This window comes from Micromonospora sp. CA-111912, assembly GCF_050948415.1.
Taxonomy (GTDB): Bacteria; Actinomycetota; Actinomycetes; order Mycobacteriales; family Micromonosporaceae; genus Micromonospora.
This window is the reverse complement of the sequence record NZ_CP192007.1, coordinates 3,521,030-3,537,611: the sequence shown is the minus strand read 5'-3', so window position 1 is coordinate 3,537,611 and position 16,582 is coordinate 3,521,030. Positions and strand designations below refer to the sequence as shown.

Here is a 16,582-nt window from a genome sequence, read left to right as displayed (position 1 = left end):
AAGACCAGCACCACGAGCGAGGGGAAGTCGATCATGGGCGAGCGTATGCTGCGCGGAAGCCGTCTGGGCGCGGTCAGCTACGAATCCGACCGCAACACGGAGCTCGCGCCGCGTCAGACCCGCGAGTACCTCTGCGCCAAGGGCCACCAGTTCGAGGTGCCGTTCGCCGTCGACGCTGAGGTCCCCACCACCTGGGAATGCAAGTTCGACGGCAGCGTCGCCCGGCTGGTCGACGGCAACGAGCCGGAGCAGAAGAAGGCCAAGCCGCCGCGCACCCACTGGGACATGCTGCTGGAGCGCCGCTCCATCGCCGAACTGGAGGACATCCTCGCCGAACGGCTGCAGGAGGTCCGCACCCGCCGCGGCCGCGCCTGAACACCGGCCCCGAACAGCGCAGCGCAAACGCCCCCGGAGATCACTCTCCGGGGGCGTTTGCGCATGTCCCGCCCAAGCCCGACGCTTCCCGCGCGTCAACCATCAACGGCCGGGTTCGACGATCTCCCCCTCGATGGCCCGGCCACCGTCGACCACCGTCGGCTCGACCGGCGCCTCGTCGGACGGGGTGGGCTGCGCCGCACCACGGCGCACCCGCACCACCCGCGGCCCGAACAGGTCACCGGCGACCATCGACGACACCCGCCGCTCCGCGGCCCGCCGCACCCCCGCCCGGGTGAGCCGCCGCACCGGCGGCACCAGCAGCAACGCCCCCACCACACCACTGACCAGGCCCGGCACCGCCAGCAGCAACGCCCCCAACAACCCCACCAGCCCGTCGGTGACCTGCGGGCCGGGCGGCTGACCCGCCTGCGCCGCCGCCCGGAAACCCCGCCACGCCCGCATACCCTCACGCCGCAGCAGCACCAGCCCCAGCAGCGACGCCGCGAACACCAACAGCACCGCCGACCCGAACCCGACCAGCCGGCCGACCCCGACGAACACCGCCAGCTCCAGCAGCACCGCCAGCAGCGCCGCCACCGGCGCGAATTTCAGTCCTCGGCGCATCTCACCCCATCGGCCGTTCCGACATCCCGCCGTTCAAGCATGACACGCCGCCGGTCACGGCCACCGCGCCTGACCACCACGGGCACCGTGCACCACACGCCGCCACGCCGCCCGCCGGTCCTGCACCGCCCACACGCTGATCCGCCACAACGCCTCCGCGACGATCACCGGGCTCATCTTGCTCGCCCCCCGCTCCCGCTCGGCGAACGTGATCGGCACCTCCACGATCCGCGCCCCCGCCCGATGCGCCAGCCGCGACAACTCCACCTGGAACGAGTAGCCCTGCGAACACACCGACCCCAGGTCCACCGCGTCCAACGCCGCCAACCGGTACACCCGGTACCCGCCGGTCGCGTCAGCCACCGGCATCCCCAACGCCACCCGCGCATACAGGTTCCCGCACCGCGACAGCAGCAGCCGCCGCAGCGGCCAGTCCACCACCTTCGCGCCCCGGCACCAGCGGGAACCGATCACCACGTCGGCGTCCCCGGCGGCAGCCAGCAACCGCGGCAGGTCCTCCGGGGCGTGGGAACCGTCGGCGTCCATCTCCACCACCGCGTCGTAGCCGCGCTCCCGGGCCCACCCGAACCCCGCCAGGTAGGCGGCACCGAGGCCCTGCTTACCCGGCCGGTGCAACACCCGCACCCGGGCGTCGGTGGCGGCGAGCGCGTCGGCGATCGCCCCCGTACCGTCGGGGCTGTTGTCGTCGGCGATCAGCACGTCCACGTCCGGAGCGGCGGCGCGGACCCGCGCCACGATCGGCGACACGTTGTCCGCCTCGTTGTAGGTGGGGATGACCACCAACACCCGCCCCAACCCCGGCCGCCGCACCTGCGGCCGCACACCCACCGCTCCGCTCACCGTTCCTCCGCCCCCGCCGACACGACGCCGACGTGTCCCTACCGGGCGACGGCCGACCGTCGGCGCCGCCACACCGCCCCGGCCAGGGCGGCCACCGCCACGGCGGTCAGCGCCGCCTCCGGCCACACCCCGACCCGGGTGGCCAGGGTGCGCCCGTCACCAAGGCGCAACTGACGCAGCACCACGGCGCGGGTGTTGAACCCGGTGGCGTCGGATACCCGCCCATCCGGGGCCACGAACCCGGACACCCCGACCGTGGAGGCCATCAACGACGCGCGGCCGTGCTCCACCGCCCGTAGCCGCACCATCGCCAACTGCTGACGGGCCTCGGCGACGTCGAACGTGGCGTTGTTGGTCTGCACCACCAGCAGCTGCGCCCCACCGGTGACGGTGTCACGGACCAACCCGTCGTAGGCCACCTCGAAGCAGATCACGTCACCCAGGACCGCCGGGCCGGCATCGACCACCCCGGCGCGGTCACCGGGCACCATGTCGCTGCGGACCCGGTCGACCTCCTTGCTCACCATCCGCGCCACATCCCGCAGCGGCACGTACTCGGCGAACGGCACCGGATGCCGCTTCGTGTACATCTGCTCCAGGTCCGGGCCGCTACCGGGCCGCCACAGGATCCCCGCGTTGCGGCTCTGCCCCTCACCGGGACCCACCAGCACCGCCCCCACCAGGATCGGCGCCCGCACCGCGTCGGCCGCCACACTGATCCGCTGCCCCGCCGCCGAGCTGCGCAGCGGGTCGATGTCGCTGGCGTTCTCCGGCCACACCACCAGGTCCGGCTGCGGCCGCTGCCCCGCCGCGACCTGCGCCGCCAGGTCGAGGGTGGCCTGCACGTGGTTGTTCAACACCGCCTGCCGCTGCGCGTTGAAGTCCAGGCCCAGCCGGGGCACATTGCCCTGCACCACCGCCACGGTGACCGTGCCGCCGCCCCCGGCGACCCCAACCGGCACCAACAGCCCCACCGCGAGCACCCCGGCCGCACCCACCACCAGCGACCCCGCCGTCCACCGTGACCGCGCCGCGCCGCCCCGCCAGGGCCGCCACACCGCCGCCACCAGCAGACCACCGGCCACGGCGACGGCGAACGTCACCAACGGCGCCCCGCCCACCGCCGCCAACCGCAGCGCCGGGGACTCGTCCTGGCTGAACGCCAACCGGCCCCACGGGAACCCCCCGAACGGGGCCCGCGACCGCAGCGCCTCCTGCCCCACCCACAGCACCCCGGTCAGCGCCGGCCACGACCACCGCCACCGGTCCACCAACGGCGACGCGTACGCCGCGGCCCCACCCAGCAACGCCACATACCCGGCCTGCAACAACGACAACAACAGCCACGGCAGGTAACCCGTGTGCAGGTTCGTCCACGACAGCAACGGGCCGAACAACGCCACGCCCGCCACGAAACCCAACCCCACACCGGCGCGCACCCGACGCCGGTGCACCGCCGCGCCCAGCAACGCCACCCCCACCGGCGCGGCCGGCCACCACCCGTACGGGGGGAACGCCACCAGCATCGCCAACCCGGCGACCACCGCCAACGGCACCGCCACCCGCAACGGCAACGGCCCCCCCGGACCGGCCCGCACCCCGGCCGTGGGACCCGACGGGTTCTGCGCGACGACCGTCACCGGCACCTCACCTGCGATCACACCGCCGAAGGCTACCCGTCCCAGCGCCGCTCCCGGCGCGGCACCGCCCACCCGGGGCGGAAACGAAAATCGGGGCGCGGCTACTGCCGCGCCCCGATGCTCCCAGGCCCTTCCCGGCCGGTGGGGCGAGGATCAGGCACGCCGACCTTCGGACCGACCCGACGGGAAACTGGCTGCCCCCGCCTGGCCGTTGTCTACTGGCCGTGCACCTCACCCTGCCCGTACACCGGTAACCGCGGCCGGTTCGCGCCGCCCCGCCGACCCCCGCCCGCTGGACCTGGCCGCCGCGACCCGAAGGTCACTCGGCCAGCGGACGAAGGGACGAAGCGAACAACAGCCGCTTCCCGTAGTAGGACTCAAAGACGGTACGTGCTGCACCCCACGACCTGTCAACCCACCACCGGCCTGTCGTGCCGTTCACCACGGCGTGTCGCGTCGGCGTGTCTCAATCCGCCCCGAAGTGCCGGCGCAGCAACGCCCCCGCCGCCACCGGATGATCCCCCGCCAACAGCCCACCCGCGGCCAGCACATAGTCGACGTCCACCACCGGCCGGGCATCGCGCGGCACCGGCCACCCACCCGCGTGATCACCCAACACCGCCCCCAACACCGCCGCCGACACCACCGGCGGCACGTGACGCAGCACACCCCCCGACCCCACCAGCAGCCGCACGTCCCGCAGATCCCGCCCCCCACGCTCCCCCGTCGCCCCACCCCGCGCGTGCCGCCGCACCGCCACCGTCGCCGCCAACGCCGCGAACCGCGCATCCACCGCCCGCTCCACGTCACCCGCCGGCAGGAACCCCGGATCCGCCGCCCGCACCTGCGCCGCCGCCGCCAACCCGGCCTCCTCGCCGCCGCCGACCAGCCGCTCCTGGACCGCCGCCCGCACCACCCCCGGGGCGCTCCACCGCATCCCCAGATCCCCCTCCACCGTCCGAGCCCGCCACAGCGTCCCCGCCACCTCCCGACCCGGACCGTCCGCCCGCTCGTCCGGCGTCAACACCGAATACACGTCCGTGGTCGCCCCGCCCACGTCCACCACCACCAGATCACCACCGACCGCGTCGGCGAGGACCTCCACCCCCGTCAGCACCGCGTCCGGGGTGGCCGCCCGCACCAACCGGGAAAACCGCGGCCCCCGCGACAACCGCTTCCCCCCGATGACGTGCCGCAGGAACACCTCCCGGATCGCCGCCCGCGCCGACGCCGGCGCCAACACCCCGATCCGCGGCAACACATTGTCCGCCACCGTCACCGGCACCCCCGCCGCCACCAGCAGCGCACCCAACCCGTCACGCACCTCGACGTTGCCGGCCAACACCACCGGCACCCGCCACCGCGCCCGCGCCAGCCGGGTCACGTTGTGCGTCAACACCTCCTCGTCACCGCCGTCGGTGCCCCCGACCAGCAACACCACGTCCGGACGGGCCCCCCGCAACGCCGTCAACCCCGCCGCACCCAACCGGCCGACGGCCACATGCACCACGTTCGCCCCCGCCGACAACCCCACCCGCCGACCCGCCTGCGCCGTCACCAGCGGCTCGTAGCCGACCACCGCCAACCGCAACCCACCACCGGCCGACGAACACACGTACCACGGCGCGTCACCCACCGCGACGCCCACCGACGCCGACGCCACCGCCGCATCCAAGCCACGCAGCACATCACTGCCCACCGTCGTCGGCGCCGACCCCGCCGCCACCAACCGACCGGAGTCCAGGTCCACCACCGCTGCCTTCGTGTACGTCGACCCGACGTCGGCGCAGACCGCGACCCTCACGCCGACGCCGGCACGACCACCGTGCCCGTCGCCGTGACCGCCACCACCGCCGGATCCAGCACCTCCGCCGCCGACTCCGACCGGTCGGGCCGACCCCGACACACCACCCGCGCCTCGAAGTCGATCGTGCGGCTACGCGTCCCCACCCGGGTCACCGTCGCCGTCACCTCCAACACGTCCCCCGCCCGCATCGGCGCCCGGAACTGCACATCCGAATACGACGCGAACAACCCCTCATCACCATCAGTACGGATACACACCTCCGTCGCCACATCACCGAACAACCCCAACGCGTACGCCCCGTCCACCAGGCTCCCCGCGTAATGCGCATGCGAATACGGCACATACCGCCGATGCGTCACCGTCAGACCGACCCAGGAATCACTCATGCCTTCGCCTTCCTACTCGTCACCAACGCGTGCACCAGATAGGAAGCCACCTCACCCGGCGTGGTGCCCCGCCCGAAAATCCGATCAACGCCCAACTCGCCCGTCATCGACTCGTCGAACCGCGGCCCACCCACGATCAACAGCGGACGCCGGCCCGCCGGCATCGCCTCCCGGAACGCCGCCGACATCTCCCGCGTGTTGTGCAGATGCGCGTCCCGCTGCGTCACCACCTGCGACACCAACACCGCATCGGCCCGCTCCACCCGCGCCGCCTCCACCAACTCCGGCACACTCACCTGAGCCCCCAGGTTCGACACCTTCAACTCCCGGTAGTACTCCAGACCCTTCTCCCCGGCGATGCCCTTCACGTTCAGGATCGCGTCGATGCCCACCGTGTGCGCGTCCGTGCCGATACACGCCCCCACCACCGACAACTTCCGCCGCAACCGCTGCTTCACCAACGCGTTGACCTCCTTGGCCGACAGCAGCGGAAAGTCCCGCTCCACCACCCGCACCGCCGCCAGGTCCACCAGATGGTTCACCCGCCCATACACCACGAAGAACGTGAACCCGTCACTCATCGGCTTCGCGTGCACCAGCATCGCCGGGTCGATGCCCATCCTGTTCGCCAACTGCACCGCCGCGCCCTCGGCCCGCTTGTCATGCGGCACCGGCAACGTGAACGACACCTGCACCATCCCGTCACCGGTGGTGTCCCCATACGGCCGGACGACCTGCTTCTCCGTCATGCCGACTGCTCCAGGATCTCCGTCGCCGGGTTGTAGTAGTCACCCTCGTGCGCCGCCACCCCCGCCAGACCCTTACCCCGGTCCGCCGGCCGCTTCATGATCCCGAACGTGCCCTCGGCGATCGCCGTCAACAACGACTGCTCACCGATACGCTCCAACAGATCCAACGCCTCACCCAACACCCGATTTGCCCGCTGCTGAATGAACCCACCCGGCGCCGGCACAAAATCCTCGTGCAACTTACCCGCCGCACCCAGCACATACCGCACGTTCTGCAACGCGATATCCCGATCCGACAACCACGGCGTCACCACCGCCTCCGTCATCATCCCCACCAGCAGGATCCCCTGCCCCGTCATCGCCCCCACCAGGTTGAAGAACCCGTCGAGCAGATTCCCCCGGAACACATCCCCCGTCATGTGCTTCGTCGGCGGCATCCACTTCAACGGCGCATCCGGGAACAACTCCCGCGCCAACAACGCGTGCGCCAACTCCAACCGGAACGACTCCGGCACATCCGGGTTGATCTCGAACGCGTGCCCCAACCCCAACTGCCAGTCCGCCAACCCCGCCTCATGCGCGAAGTACTCATTCAACAACTGCGACACCGTCACCGTGTGCGCCTCATCCACCGCATCCGCCGTGGTCAGATAGTTGTCCTCACCCGTGTTGATGATGATTCCCGCCCGCGCGTGCACCTGCCGCGAGAACCGCTGATCCACGAACGTCCGCACCGGGTTGATGTCGCGGAACAAAATCCCGTACATCGAATCGTTGAGCATCATGTCCAGACGCTCCAACCCGGCCAAGGTCGCCATCTCCGGCATACACAACCCCGACGCGTAGTTCGTCAACCGCACATACCGACCCAACTCCCGCGACGACTCATCCAGAGCCGCCCGCATCAACCGGAAGTTCTCCTGCGTCGCATACGTCCCCGCGAACCCCTCCCGCGTCGCCCCCTCCGGCACATAGTCCAACAACGACTGCCCCGTCGACCGGATCACCGCGATCACATCCGCACCCGCCCGCGCCGCCGCCTGCGCCTGCGGAATGTCCTCGTAAATATCACCCGTCGCCACAATCAGATAGATCCACGGCCGCTGCACCGGATCCCCGTACCGCTTCACCAACCGATCCCGCTCCGCCCGCCGCCGGTCGATCTGCCGCACCCCCGCAGCCACCGCCCTCCGCGCGGCCCGCCGCGCCGCCGTGGCCGACCTCCCCGACGGCAGGACGAACCGCACCGACCCCGCCGCCGCCTTCTGCGCCAACAACGTCACATCGGTGCTCTGCTCCCGCACCAAGGCGTCGAACACCGGCAACGCCACCCCATGACCCAACCCCACATCAGCGACAACCGCATCCACCAGACGATTCACCCACGGAATACCGTCCGGATCCGCACCCGTCACCCCCGCCAACCGCAACACCGCCCGCTCCACCGACACCGTCGTATGGCTACGCGCCAGATCCACCACCGGCCGCCCCGCACGACGCGCCAACTCCCGCGCCCGCGCCACCAGCACCGGATCCAGGCCAAGCTTCCCCGTCACACCGCCCCCCAATACGCTCGACGACGACGCGACACGCGCCTGCACCACATCGATGGTTCGCTCGCTACGCTCGCTCACGCAGACCCTTCCTCATAGATCACCTCGCCACGCAGCACCGTGCGCCGACACACCGGCAACGGCGTCACATCCTCCGCCCCCCGCGCCTCCGGATCCGACGCCTGCAACACCGGCAGACCCCGATCCACCCCCGCCGGCGTCGCCCACACCGCGAACGTCGCCGCCGCCCCCAACGCCAACACACCCTCACCATCGCGGTGCACCGCCCGCCACCCACCCCGGGTGTGCGCCGCGAACGCCGCCCGCACACTCATCCGCTGCACCGGGTTGTGATGCGCCACCGCCGCCCGCACCGACCCCCACGGATCCAGCGGCGTCACCGGCGAATCCGACCCGAACGCCAACGCCACCCCGACCGAATGCATCGCACCCACCGGATTCGACTCCAACGACCGACCCAACCCCAACCGCGACTCATACATCCGACCCGCCCCACCCCACAACCGGTCGAACGCTGGCTGCACACTCGCCACCACCCCGAACTCCACAAACCCCGCGATCAACCGCCTACTCATGATCTCCGCATGCTCCACCCGGTGCCGCGCCGCCCGCACCCGATCCACACCCAACCGCTCCGCCGCCCCCGCGAACCCCTCCAACACCGTCGAGATCGCCGCATCCCCGATCGCGTGGAACCCGCCCTGCATGCCGTGCGAAGCACAGTCCACCAAATGATCACGCACCTGCTCCGCGCCCACATACCCGTGCCCACACGCCCCCGGCTCACCATCCAGGTACACCCCCGACACGTGCGCCGTCCGCGACCCCAACGCCCCGTCCGCGAACAGATCCCCACCCGCGCCCACCGCACCCAACTCCCGCGCCCGCGCCGCACCACCCAACTCACCCCAGTACCCGTACACCTCCGGCAACCCCGCACCCGACAACGCCAACAACCCCGTGAAGTCCTCCTCGCCGGAGATCTCCGGCCCACCACACTCATGCACCGCCGCGATCCCCAACGACGCCGCATGCGCCAACGCCACCCGCTGCGCCGCCACCCGCTGCTCCCGACTCACCGACGCCAGCGCCGCCGCCCGCACCACATGGTGCGCGTCCCGCCGCAACCACCCCGACGCGTCGAACCCCGACGCCCCGGCCGCCTCAGGACACGCCGCCAGCATCGCCTCCGACACCAACGCCGAATGGATCGACGCCTGCGACAGATACACCCGCCGCCCCCCAGCCGCCCGCCCCAACCCGGCCGCACCAGGCAGCGCCTTCTCCACCCAGCCCGACTCGTCCCAGCCGTGCCCCAGCACCACCGCATCCGCCGGCAGACCCGCCGCGAACCCGGCCACGGCGTCCAACAACCCACCCGCCGACCGCACCCCCGACAGGTCCAGCCCCGACAACGCCAACCCCGTGTCCGTGGCGTGCACATGCGCGTCCACGAACGCCGGCGTCACCAACGCCCCACCCAGCTCCACCACCCGGTCCGCCACCGGCGCGTCCGCGTCGACCCCCAACCAGGCGATCCGCCCGTCCCGCACCAGCAACGCCGTGGCACCCGGATCCGCCGGACAATGCAGCACGCCACCGCGGTACAACGTCACCGGGCGCGTCGTCGAGGGGTTCGTCATGGCTCTCAGTCTGCCGCCAACCGCGCCTCGAAGAGACCACGCACCCCCGGCTCGGACCGCAACAACCCCAACGCCAACTCCGCGTGCCCCGGCACGTACCCGTTGCCCACCAGCATCGTCACGTCCGCAGCCAACCCCTCCGCGCCCAACGCGGCGGCAGCGAAACTCGTCGCCATCGAGAAGAAGATCACTGTCCCGCCGTCCGCCGTGGCCAACACCGCACCGTGCTCACAACCCGGCACGTCCACGCACACCACCGTCACGTCCGCCGGCACCCCCAGCGCCGTCGTCACCGCCATCGACAACGCCACCGGATCCCGCGCGTCGGCCAACGCCACCTCCGTGGCCAGGCCCGCCGCCACCAGGGCGTCCCGCTCCGCCGCCACCGGCACCACCCCGACCGTACGACCCGCGCCCGCCCGACGCGCCGCCGCCAACGACAGCGACCCGCTCTTGCCCGCCCCACCGATCACCGCCACGCTCACCGGCGTCGGATCCCCCTCCCACTGCCGCCGCCGCACATGCTCCTGGACCACCCGCGCGGTCAGCGCCGGCGCCCCGCACACGTCCAGCACGGCAAGCGACAACTCCGGGTGCAGATCCGCCGGCAGCACCGCCGCGATCGACCGGGCGAACAGGATCGCGTACCCATCGCACGGCACCTGCTCGCTGCGGCCGTCCCAGCGGGCCAGCCCGTCGGTGATCGTCAACGGGGTCAGCGTCAGCGACACCAGCGTCGCCACCCGGTCGCCCGCCTTCAGCCCTAACGGGGAACGCCGCCCCGCCTCGTCGACGGTGCCGATCAACATCCCACCCGACCCGGTCACCGGGTTCTGCATCTTGCCCCGGGTGGAAACGATCTCCAGAACCTCGGCGCGGACCTTCTCCCCGTCCCCGCCGTGCTTCTCCCACAACTGCCGGAAACTCGCCGCGTCCAGGTTCAGCCGCTCCACCCTGATACGCACCTCGTTCGGCGCGATCGTCGCACTGGCGTCCAGCCGCCATGCCGCCTGCGGCAGCACCCCCGCCGGTTCGACAACGCGGTGCAGACCCACCGGTGACGTCACGCCGACCTCCCCCTGTCCAACCGCCCGAAGCCCTGGCCAGGACTCGCGTCGCGGGAAAACTTACGGCAGACTAATTTCTTCACCGGATATTTTCCAGTAGCCTACGGCCTGCTGATCATCCGCACCACGCACCGAGGAGGGGCCGTGACCCAGACCCAACCGGTTGAGACCATCCCTCAACCCCGTCACGCCCCGGTCGCCGTACCGACCGCCGGGCAGCCGTACGAATACCGCCGCAGCCCCCTGGTCGAACCCGACTGGACCCGCTTCCCCGGCTGGCGCCACGTCACCCGCGAGCAGTGGGAGAACGCACAGTGGCAGCGCGTCAACTGCGTCAAGAACATCAAGCAGCTCCGCACCGTCCTCGGCGACACCGTCGACGAGTCCTTCTACGCCGATCTCGAGGCCGACCAGAAGGCCCTGGCCACCATGTCCATGCTGGTGCCCCCACAAATGATCAACACCATGGTCCCGTTCGCGCCGATGACCACCGAGGCGCTCCTCGCCGACCCGATCCGGCGCTACATGCTCCCCGTGGCCTCCGACCGGCGCACCGACTGGCCCTCCCACCCCTACGCCAGCCGCGACTCTCTGCACGAACACGACATGTGGGTCGCCGAGGGCCTCACCCACCGCTACCCCACCAAGGTCCTCGCCGAGCTGCTCTCCACCTGCCCCCAGTACTGCGGGCACTGCACCCGGATGGACCTCGTCGGCAACTCCACCCCCGCCGTCGACAAACTCAAGCTCACCCTCAAGCCCGTCGACCGGTACGACGCCCACATCGCCTACCTCAAGGCGCACACCGGCGTCCGTGACGTCGTCGTCTCCGGCGGCGACGTGGCCAACGTGCCGTGGCGCAACCTCGAGTCGTACCTGATGCGGCTGCTGGAACTGGACACCGTCCGCGACATCCGGCTCGCCACCAAGGCCCTCATGGGCCTGCCCCAGCACTGGCTCCAGCCCGACGTCGTCGAGGGCCTGGAACGGGTCGCCCGCACCGCCGCCCGCCGCGGCGTCAACCTGGCCATCCACACCCACGTCAACCACGCCCAGTCGATCACCCCGCTGGTCGCCCGGGCCGCCCAGACTGCCCTCGACGTCGGCGTGCGGGACGTACGCAACCAGGGCGTGCTCATGCGCGGCGTCAACGCCACCGCCCCCGACCTGCTCGACCTCTGCTTCGCGCTCCAGGGCGAGGCCGGCATCCTGCCGTACTACTTCTACATGTGCGACATGATCCCCAACGCCGAGCACTGGCGGGTCCCCGTCTGGCACGCCCAGCAGCTCCAGCACGACATCATGGGCTACCTGCCCGGCTACGCCACCCCGCGGATCGTCTGCGACGTCCCGTTCGTCGGCAAGCGCTGGGTGCACATGCTCACCGAGTACGACCGCGAGCGCGGCATCTCGTACTGGACCAAGAACTACCGCACCTCCATCGAGTCGGCCGACCTGGAGGCGCTCAACAAGCGCTACGCCTACTACGACCCGATCGACACGCTCCCCGCCTCCGGCCAGCAGTGGTGGCGCGAGCACCACGACGACTGACCTTCGGCTCCTCAGTTCGCTCCGCCAGCCCCGGCGTTAGCCGGGGCTGGCGGATTTGTTTCTGGTGAGATAGGTAGCTGTCGCTATGGCGTCCTAGGACACTAGGTGCACGGGTGGAGGTCGCTGCCGTGCGACCCCGTCTGTTACGGCCGTCACAAGCGCCTCCGAGGATGCTGCGCCGGGGATCGCACCAGCGGACGCTGACGGGACCGCGGTCTACCTGGACAGCGTCGGACGGGTCATTCCCATGGCGAAGAGCCCGAGCACGGTTCCGGTCGAAGGTTCACCGATTTGCACAAGGGTCGGGACTGGGAGCGGAAGGCGCGGGGTCTTGCGGGAGCAGGTGCTGCCAGAGTTGGTCTGCCGATCCGCGAAGCCGATACAGGAGCTCCGGCTGAGCCCGACCGCGCGGTCCCAGTTCCGGTAAATGCGTTGCGGGGTCCGGAACGGGCGGGCATGCTGGGTTGATCGAGCGGCGGCGAACGCTGCCTGGACTAAGGAGGGCTGACAGATGGCCATCACTGTGCTGCGGCATGTCCGCATCAGTCCCACCTCTTTGTTCAGGAGCACACCCGTTGTCTTCCGAGTACGAACTCTCTGATACCTACTCCGACCTCGACTCCCGCGGGTCCGATCTCACCGGTTACGAGCCCCGACCAGATCCGGCCGACGGCTTCGTCTTCAAGTTCCATTCGGTCGACGAGGAGCTGGGCCCGGATCAGCGGTGGTCCACCTGGCTGGACGTCGAGCGTGGCTCTCGCGGCCCGGAACCACGCCCCTCGTGGGTCGTCACGGAACAGGCTGCGATCGATACTGAGCTCGGCATCCTAAAGACTGGCAAGGAAGCCGACGTCTTCCTGCTCGAACGGGCCGTCGACGCCATCGGCGACAACCCGGCGAAGTCCTCGCTGCTGGCCGCGAAACGGTACCGCACCGAGGAACACCGGTCCTTCCACCGCAGTACGTCGTACATCGAAGGCCGCCGTACCCGCAACAGCCGCGACAGCCGGGCGATGGCGAAGAAGACCTCTCACGGCCGCAGTGTCGCGGCCGATCAGTGGGCGTACGCCGAATGGGACGCCCTCAACCGGTTGTGGAAGGCCGGCGTCCCGGTGCCGTATCCCGTGCAGGTGGACGGCACCGAACTGCTGATGGAGTTCATCGACGACGGCGAGGACGGTGCAGCGCCCCGGCTCGCCCAGGTCCGGCCGTCGAAGGAGCTGCTCGGTGTGTACTTCGAGCAGCTCCGCAACGGCATGCGTGAACTGGCCCGCGCGGGGCTCGCGCACGGCGACCTCTCGCCGTACAACGTCCTCGCGCAGGCCGAGCGGATCGTGATGATCGACCTGCCCCAGGTAGTCGATATCGTCGGCAACCCGAAGGGCATGGACTTCCTGATGCGCGACTGCCACAACATGGCCACGTGGTTCACGAGCCGCGGGCTCGAGGTCGACGAACAGGAGCTGTTCGCCGACCTGCTCACGATGGTGTTCTGATCGCCCGCTGCAGAAACGCGGCCCCTCAGCCGATGCTTGACTGTGCTGCCACCCGGGCCGGGAGTCCAGCTGGACTCCCGGCCCGGGTGGCAGCGCTGCTCAAGGGCTTCCGAGAACTCCTGCAGACTGCCCCCCCCCCCCCCCCCCCCCCCCACACACACACCGTGCAGTGCAGGCTCGTCACCGCGGTCCACTACGGCCTGTCCTGTCGATCATGTGAGCCAGGCCAGTTCGCCCTCCACGGGCATAGGTCCGGACGGCCGTAGGAACACATTCCCTGCTCTGCCCGGAGTTTCCTCCTAGGCGGACTCCAGGACGAAGAAGAGGAAACACATGAAGGACCCGGAGTCCAGGTCGGGTGGAAGCAGCTCCGCAGGAGTGTCCGGAGAAGGGGGCGGCTCGCTGATCGTCGCGATGCGGAACCCAGCAGCGGCAAAAGCATCTGCCATGGCGTGCAGCGGCCGGTGCCAGAAGGTCAGCCACACAGTCTGGCCGTCCATGATGTAGTCCTCGGAGTACTCCGTAAGCGCGAAGTACTTGCGATACTCGATCGCATAGCCGGCGGGGTGGTTGACCGAGAGAATCAGGCGACCGCCGGGCTTCAGCACTCGACGCAGCTCGGCGAGGGGGCCGGACCAGTCCTCCAGGTAGTGCAGGACCAGGGACGCGACGACGTCATCGAACTCGGCGTCTGCGAACGGCAGCGGCGCGCTCAGGTCCGCCACGTGCAAGTCGGCGTCTTCACCCAGCCTCTGGCGGGCCAGGTCGACCATGGCCGCACTCACGTCAAAGCCGGTGACCACGGCTCCCTTGGCGTGCAGCGCAGCTGACAACGGGCCGGAACCGCACCCCGCGTCGAGGATCCGGCGGCCCGAGACGTCGCCGGCGAGGCGGAGCATTGCGGGCCGCTCGTAGTAGGCGTTGAAGAGGCCGGACTCGTTCTCCGCCGAGTACGCGTCCGCAAAGTTGTCGTAGTCGCTTGTTGCCACCGTGACCCCATTCCGATGAGAGGCAAAGGTGATTCCTACCAAAGCCGCGTGGGTGCGGCAAACAAGCACCCGGCTCGTACGCGTGCGCCAGGATCCGATCCCACGTCCCCGTCCGCCGGCGCAGGTTCCGCGGCTCCGGCGCGGCGTCCAGGTCGGTCAGCTTGATCGCGCCGTTCTTGCCCCGATCGGCGATCTCCAGCCAGGCCAGGTTCTCCGTCGGCCACCGTTCACTCGCGGAAGCCGAGATGGCCCCGGATCTGCGCCCGGTGGTACTCGATCGTGCGGCCCGTCCACTCGTAGAGCCCGAACTCGGCTGGCTCGACACCGACCTGCCGTGCCACAAACCCGACCGCTTCACCCGGCAGCTCGCTGCGTCCGCGCGGAAACCGGCCGGCCCAGATGTAGAACTTCAACAGCAGCGCGAACCCGAGCCGGGTCGGCCCACGCTTGCCCGCGATCAGCACCGCTCGTCGTCCCGCAGCGTCCAGCGCTCGACAAGCTCATCGAGATTCAGCGATCACGCCATAGCCGGAGATGATGGCGTACCCGACCTCGACCTCAGCGCCCGGGCCGACCCCCATTCGCACTCACCACGCTGGCCAGCACGATCACTCTCGTTTGCGGCTGGTGACACGTTTCTTACCGGCAACCCGCATCCGGCGGAAGATCACTTGCTGTCCGCGGCGCAGCAGGAGCATCCCGGCTGGCACCCGCACGCATCGCCGGGTGCGCCGGTCCGCTGGGGGGCGGCCAGTGGCACTGGCACGGCGCAGCAGGTGTCGCCCCGCCACGCCTCCCGGCCTTCCTTCACCGCGACCACGGCGATGACCAGCGCGGCGATCGGGTCGGCCCACGACCAGCCGAAAAGGCTGTTCACGGCCAACCCCACGAGCACCACTGCGGACAGGTAGGTGCACAGCAGGGTCTGCTTGGAGTCGGCCACGGCTGACCTCGAGCCGAGTTCGCGGCCGGCGCGACGTTGCGCGTAGGACAGCACCGGCATGACCAGCAGCGACAGCGCGGCCAGGGCGAGGCCGATGCTGGAGTGGTCGGCCTCGGTGCCGCCGATCAATGCCTGCGTCGATTCGACGGTGACGTAGGCCGCCAGGGCGAAGAACGACACCGCGATGATGCGCAGCGCGACCTTCTCGCGGGCCTCGGGATCGCGGCCCGCGAACTGCCACGCCACCGCGGCCGCCGACGCCACCTCGATGATCGAGTCCAGGCCGAAGCCGATCAACGCGGTCGACGAGGCGATCGTTCCGGCGGTGATCGCCACGACGGCCTCGATCACGTTGTAGGTGATCGTCGCGGCCACGAACCAGCGCACCCGACGGGCGAGCACCGCCCGCCGCGCCGGCGTCGGCCCCGCCGGGGCCAGTTGGATCACCGGCAGGCTCATCAGCAGCAGCCCTTCTCCTCGGAATCCGGGCACGCTGCCGGGTCGACCGCGAGGACGAGCCCGAGAAGGTCACCCAGCGCGTGGGCCATCCGCGCGTCGGCGAGTTCGTAGCGGGTGCGCCGGCCCTGGGGCACTGCCACCACCAGGCCGCACCCGCGCAGGCAGGCCAGGTGATTGGACAGGTTCTGCCGGGTCGTGCCCAGCAGCTCGGCCAGCTCCGCCGGATAGCCCGGCCCGTCGCGCAGCGCCAGCAGCAGCCGCGCCCGTGTCGGATCCGACAGGGCGTGGCCGAAGCGGGCCAGCACCTGCCCGTGCGTCAATGTCTCCACCCCCCGACAGTACACCGGACAATGTACTGACGGCGAACATCCCGCTCCTGGGCAGCTCAGGCGCCTCGTCGCCCCTCCACAGCGAA

Annotated in this window: 16 protein-coding genes; 3 read left to right on the top strand and 13 right to left on the bottom strand. The window is 70.5% G+C overall.

What is annotated here, in order from left to right:
• Positions 1–33: 33 nt before the first annotated feature.
• Positions 34–375 (top strand): RNA polymerase-binding protein RbpA, encoded by a 342-nt coding sequence (locus ACQPZO_RS14510; protein WP_007460094.1) that lies wholly within the window; start codon positions 34–36, stop codon positions 373–375.
• 102 nt (positions 376–477) lie between these two features.
• On the opposite strand, the gene ACQPZO_RS14505 is transcribed toward ACQPZO_RS14510, so the two are convergent.
• From ACQPZO_RS14505 to ACQPZO_RS14465, 9 genes are all read right to left on the bottom strand, one after another.
• Positions 478–1,002 (bottom strand): FxsA family protein, encoded by a 525-nt coding sequence (locus ACQPZO_RS14505; protein WP_433350567.1) that lies wholly within the window; start codon positions 1,000–1,002, stop codon positions 478–480.
• 54 nt (positions 1,003–1,056) lie between these two features.
• Positions 1,057–1,863 (bottom strand): polyprenol monophosphomannose synthase, encoded by an 807-nt coding sequence (locus ACQPZO_RS14500; protein WP_433350565.1) that lies wholly within the window; start codon positions 1,861–1,863, stop codon positions 1,057–1,059.
• A gap of 38 nt (positions 1,864–1,901) precedes the next feature.
• A complete protein-coding gene (gene lnt, locus ACQPZO_RS14495; RefSeq protein WP_433350989.1) occupies positions 1,902–3,461 on the bottom strand; it encodes an apolipoprotein N-acyltransferase in 1,560 nt (519 codons plus the stop codon).
• Between the two features lie 508 nt (positions 3,462–3,969).
• On the bottom strand, positions 3,970–5,307 hold the full coding sequence (locus tag ACQPZO_RS14490) for a glutamate mutase L (RefSeq protein WP_433350564.1): 1,338 nt from the start codon (positions 5,305–5,307) through the stop codon (positions 3,970–3,972).
• On the bottom strand, positions 5,304–5,696 hold the full coding sequence (locus ACQPZO_RS14485) for a hotdog domain-containing protein (RefSeq protein WP_433350562.1): 393 nt from the start codon (positions 5,694–5,696) through the stop codon (positions 5,304–5,306). Before ACQPZO_RS14485 ends, ACQPZO_RS14490 begins: the two co-directional genes overlap by 4 nt.
• On the bottom strand, positions 5,693–6,445 hold the full coding sequence (locus ACQPZO_RS14480) for an OAM dimerization domain-containing protein (protein WP_433350560.1): 753 nt from the start codon (positions 6,443–6,445) through the stop codon (positions 5,693–5,695). Before ACQPZO_RS14480 ends, ACQPZO_RS14485 begins: the two co-directional genes overlap by 4 nt.
• Complete coding sequence (locus ACQPZO_RS14475; RefSeq protein WP_433350987.1) at positions 6,442–8,001, bottom strand: lysine 5,6-aminomutase subunit alpha; 1,560 nt, start codon at positions 7,999–8,001, stop codon at positions 6,442–6,444. Before ACQPZO_RS14475 ends, ACQPZO_RS14480 begins: the two co-directional genes overlap by 4 nt.
• Before the next feature lie 74 nt (positions 8,002–8,075).
• The gene (locus ACQPZO_RS14470; RefSeq protein WP_433350558.1) at positions 8,076–9,662 is read right to left on the bottom strand and encodes an amidohydrolase; all 1,587 of its coding nucleotides are present in this window, start codon (positions 9,660–9,662) and stop codon (positions 8,076–8,078) included.
• Between the two features lie 5 nt (positions 9,663–9,667).
• The gene (locus ACQPZO_RS14465) at positions 9,668–10,717 is read right to left on the bottom strand and encodes a zinc-binding alcohol dehydrogenase (RefSeq protein WP_433350986.1); all 1,050 of its coding nucleotides are present in this window, start codon (positions 10,715–10,717) and stop codon (positions 9,668–9,670) included.
• A 156-nt stretch (positions 10,718–10,873) separates the two neighbouring features.
• Between ACQPZO_RS14465 and ACQPZO_RS14460 the strand changes: the two genes are divergently transcribed.
• Positions 10,874–12,280 carry a KamA family radical SAM protein gene (locus ACQPZO_RS14460; RefSeq protein WP_433350556.1) on the top strand — a complete coding sequence of 469 codons (1,407 nt, stop codon included), beginning with the start codon at positions 10,874–10,876 and terminating at the stop codon, positions 12,278–12,280.
• 575 nt (positions 12,281–12,855) lie between these two features.
• The gene (locus ACQPZO_RS14455) at positions 12,856–13,776 is read left to right on the top strand and encodes a serine protein kinase RIO (protein WP_433350554.1); all 921 of its coding nucleotides are present in this window, start codon (positions 12,856–12,858) and stop codon (positions 13,774–13,776) included.
• Positions 13,777–14,075: 299 nt separating this feature from the next.
• Here ACQPZO_RS14455 and ACQPZO_RS14450 read toward each other — a convergent pair whose 3' ends face one another.
• The 4 genes from ACQPZO_RS14450 to ACQPZO_RS14435 form a co-directional block, all read right to left on the bottom strand.
• Entirely contained in the window at positions 14,076–14,765 is a 690-nt protein-coding gene (locus ACQPZO_RS14450; protein ID WP_433350553.1) for a class I SAM-dependent methyltransferase, read from the bottom strand.
• Positions 14,766–14,992: 227 nt separating this feature from the next.
• Complete coding sequence (locus ACQPZO_RS14445; protein ID WP_433350551.1) at positions 14,993–15,229, bottom strand: DUF4158 domain-containing protein; 237 nt, start codon at positions 15,227–15,229, stop codon at positions 14,993–14,995.
• A 203-nt stretch (positions 15,230–15,432) separates the two neighbouring features.
• Positions 15,433–16,167, bottom strand: a complete 735-nt coding sequence (locus tag ACQPZO_RS14440) for a cation transporter (protein WP_433350550.1) — start codon at positions 16,165–16,167, stop codon at positions 15,433–15,435.
• Positions 16,167–16,496: an ArsR/SmtB family transcription factor gene (locus ACQPZO_RS14435; protein ID WP_433350548.1), complete on the bottom strand. Its 330-nt coding sequence runs from the start codon at positions 16,494–16,496 to the stop codon at positions 16,167–16,169. Before ACQPZO_RS14435 ends, ACQPZO_RS14440 begins: the two co-directional genes overlap by 1 nt.
• Positions 16,497–16,582: the final 86 nt, after the last annotated feature.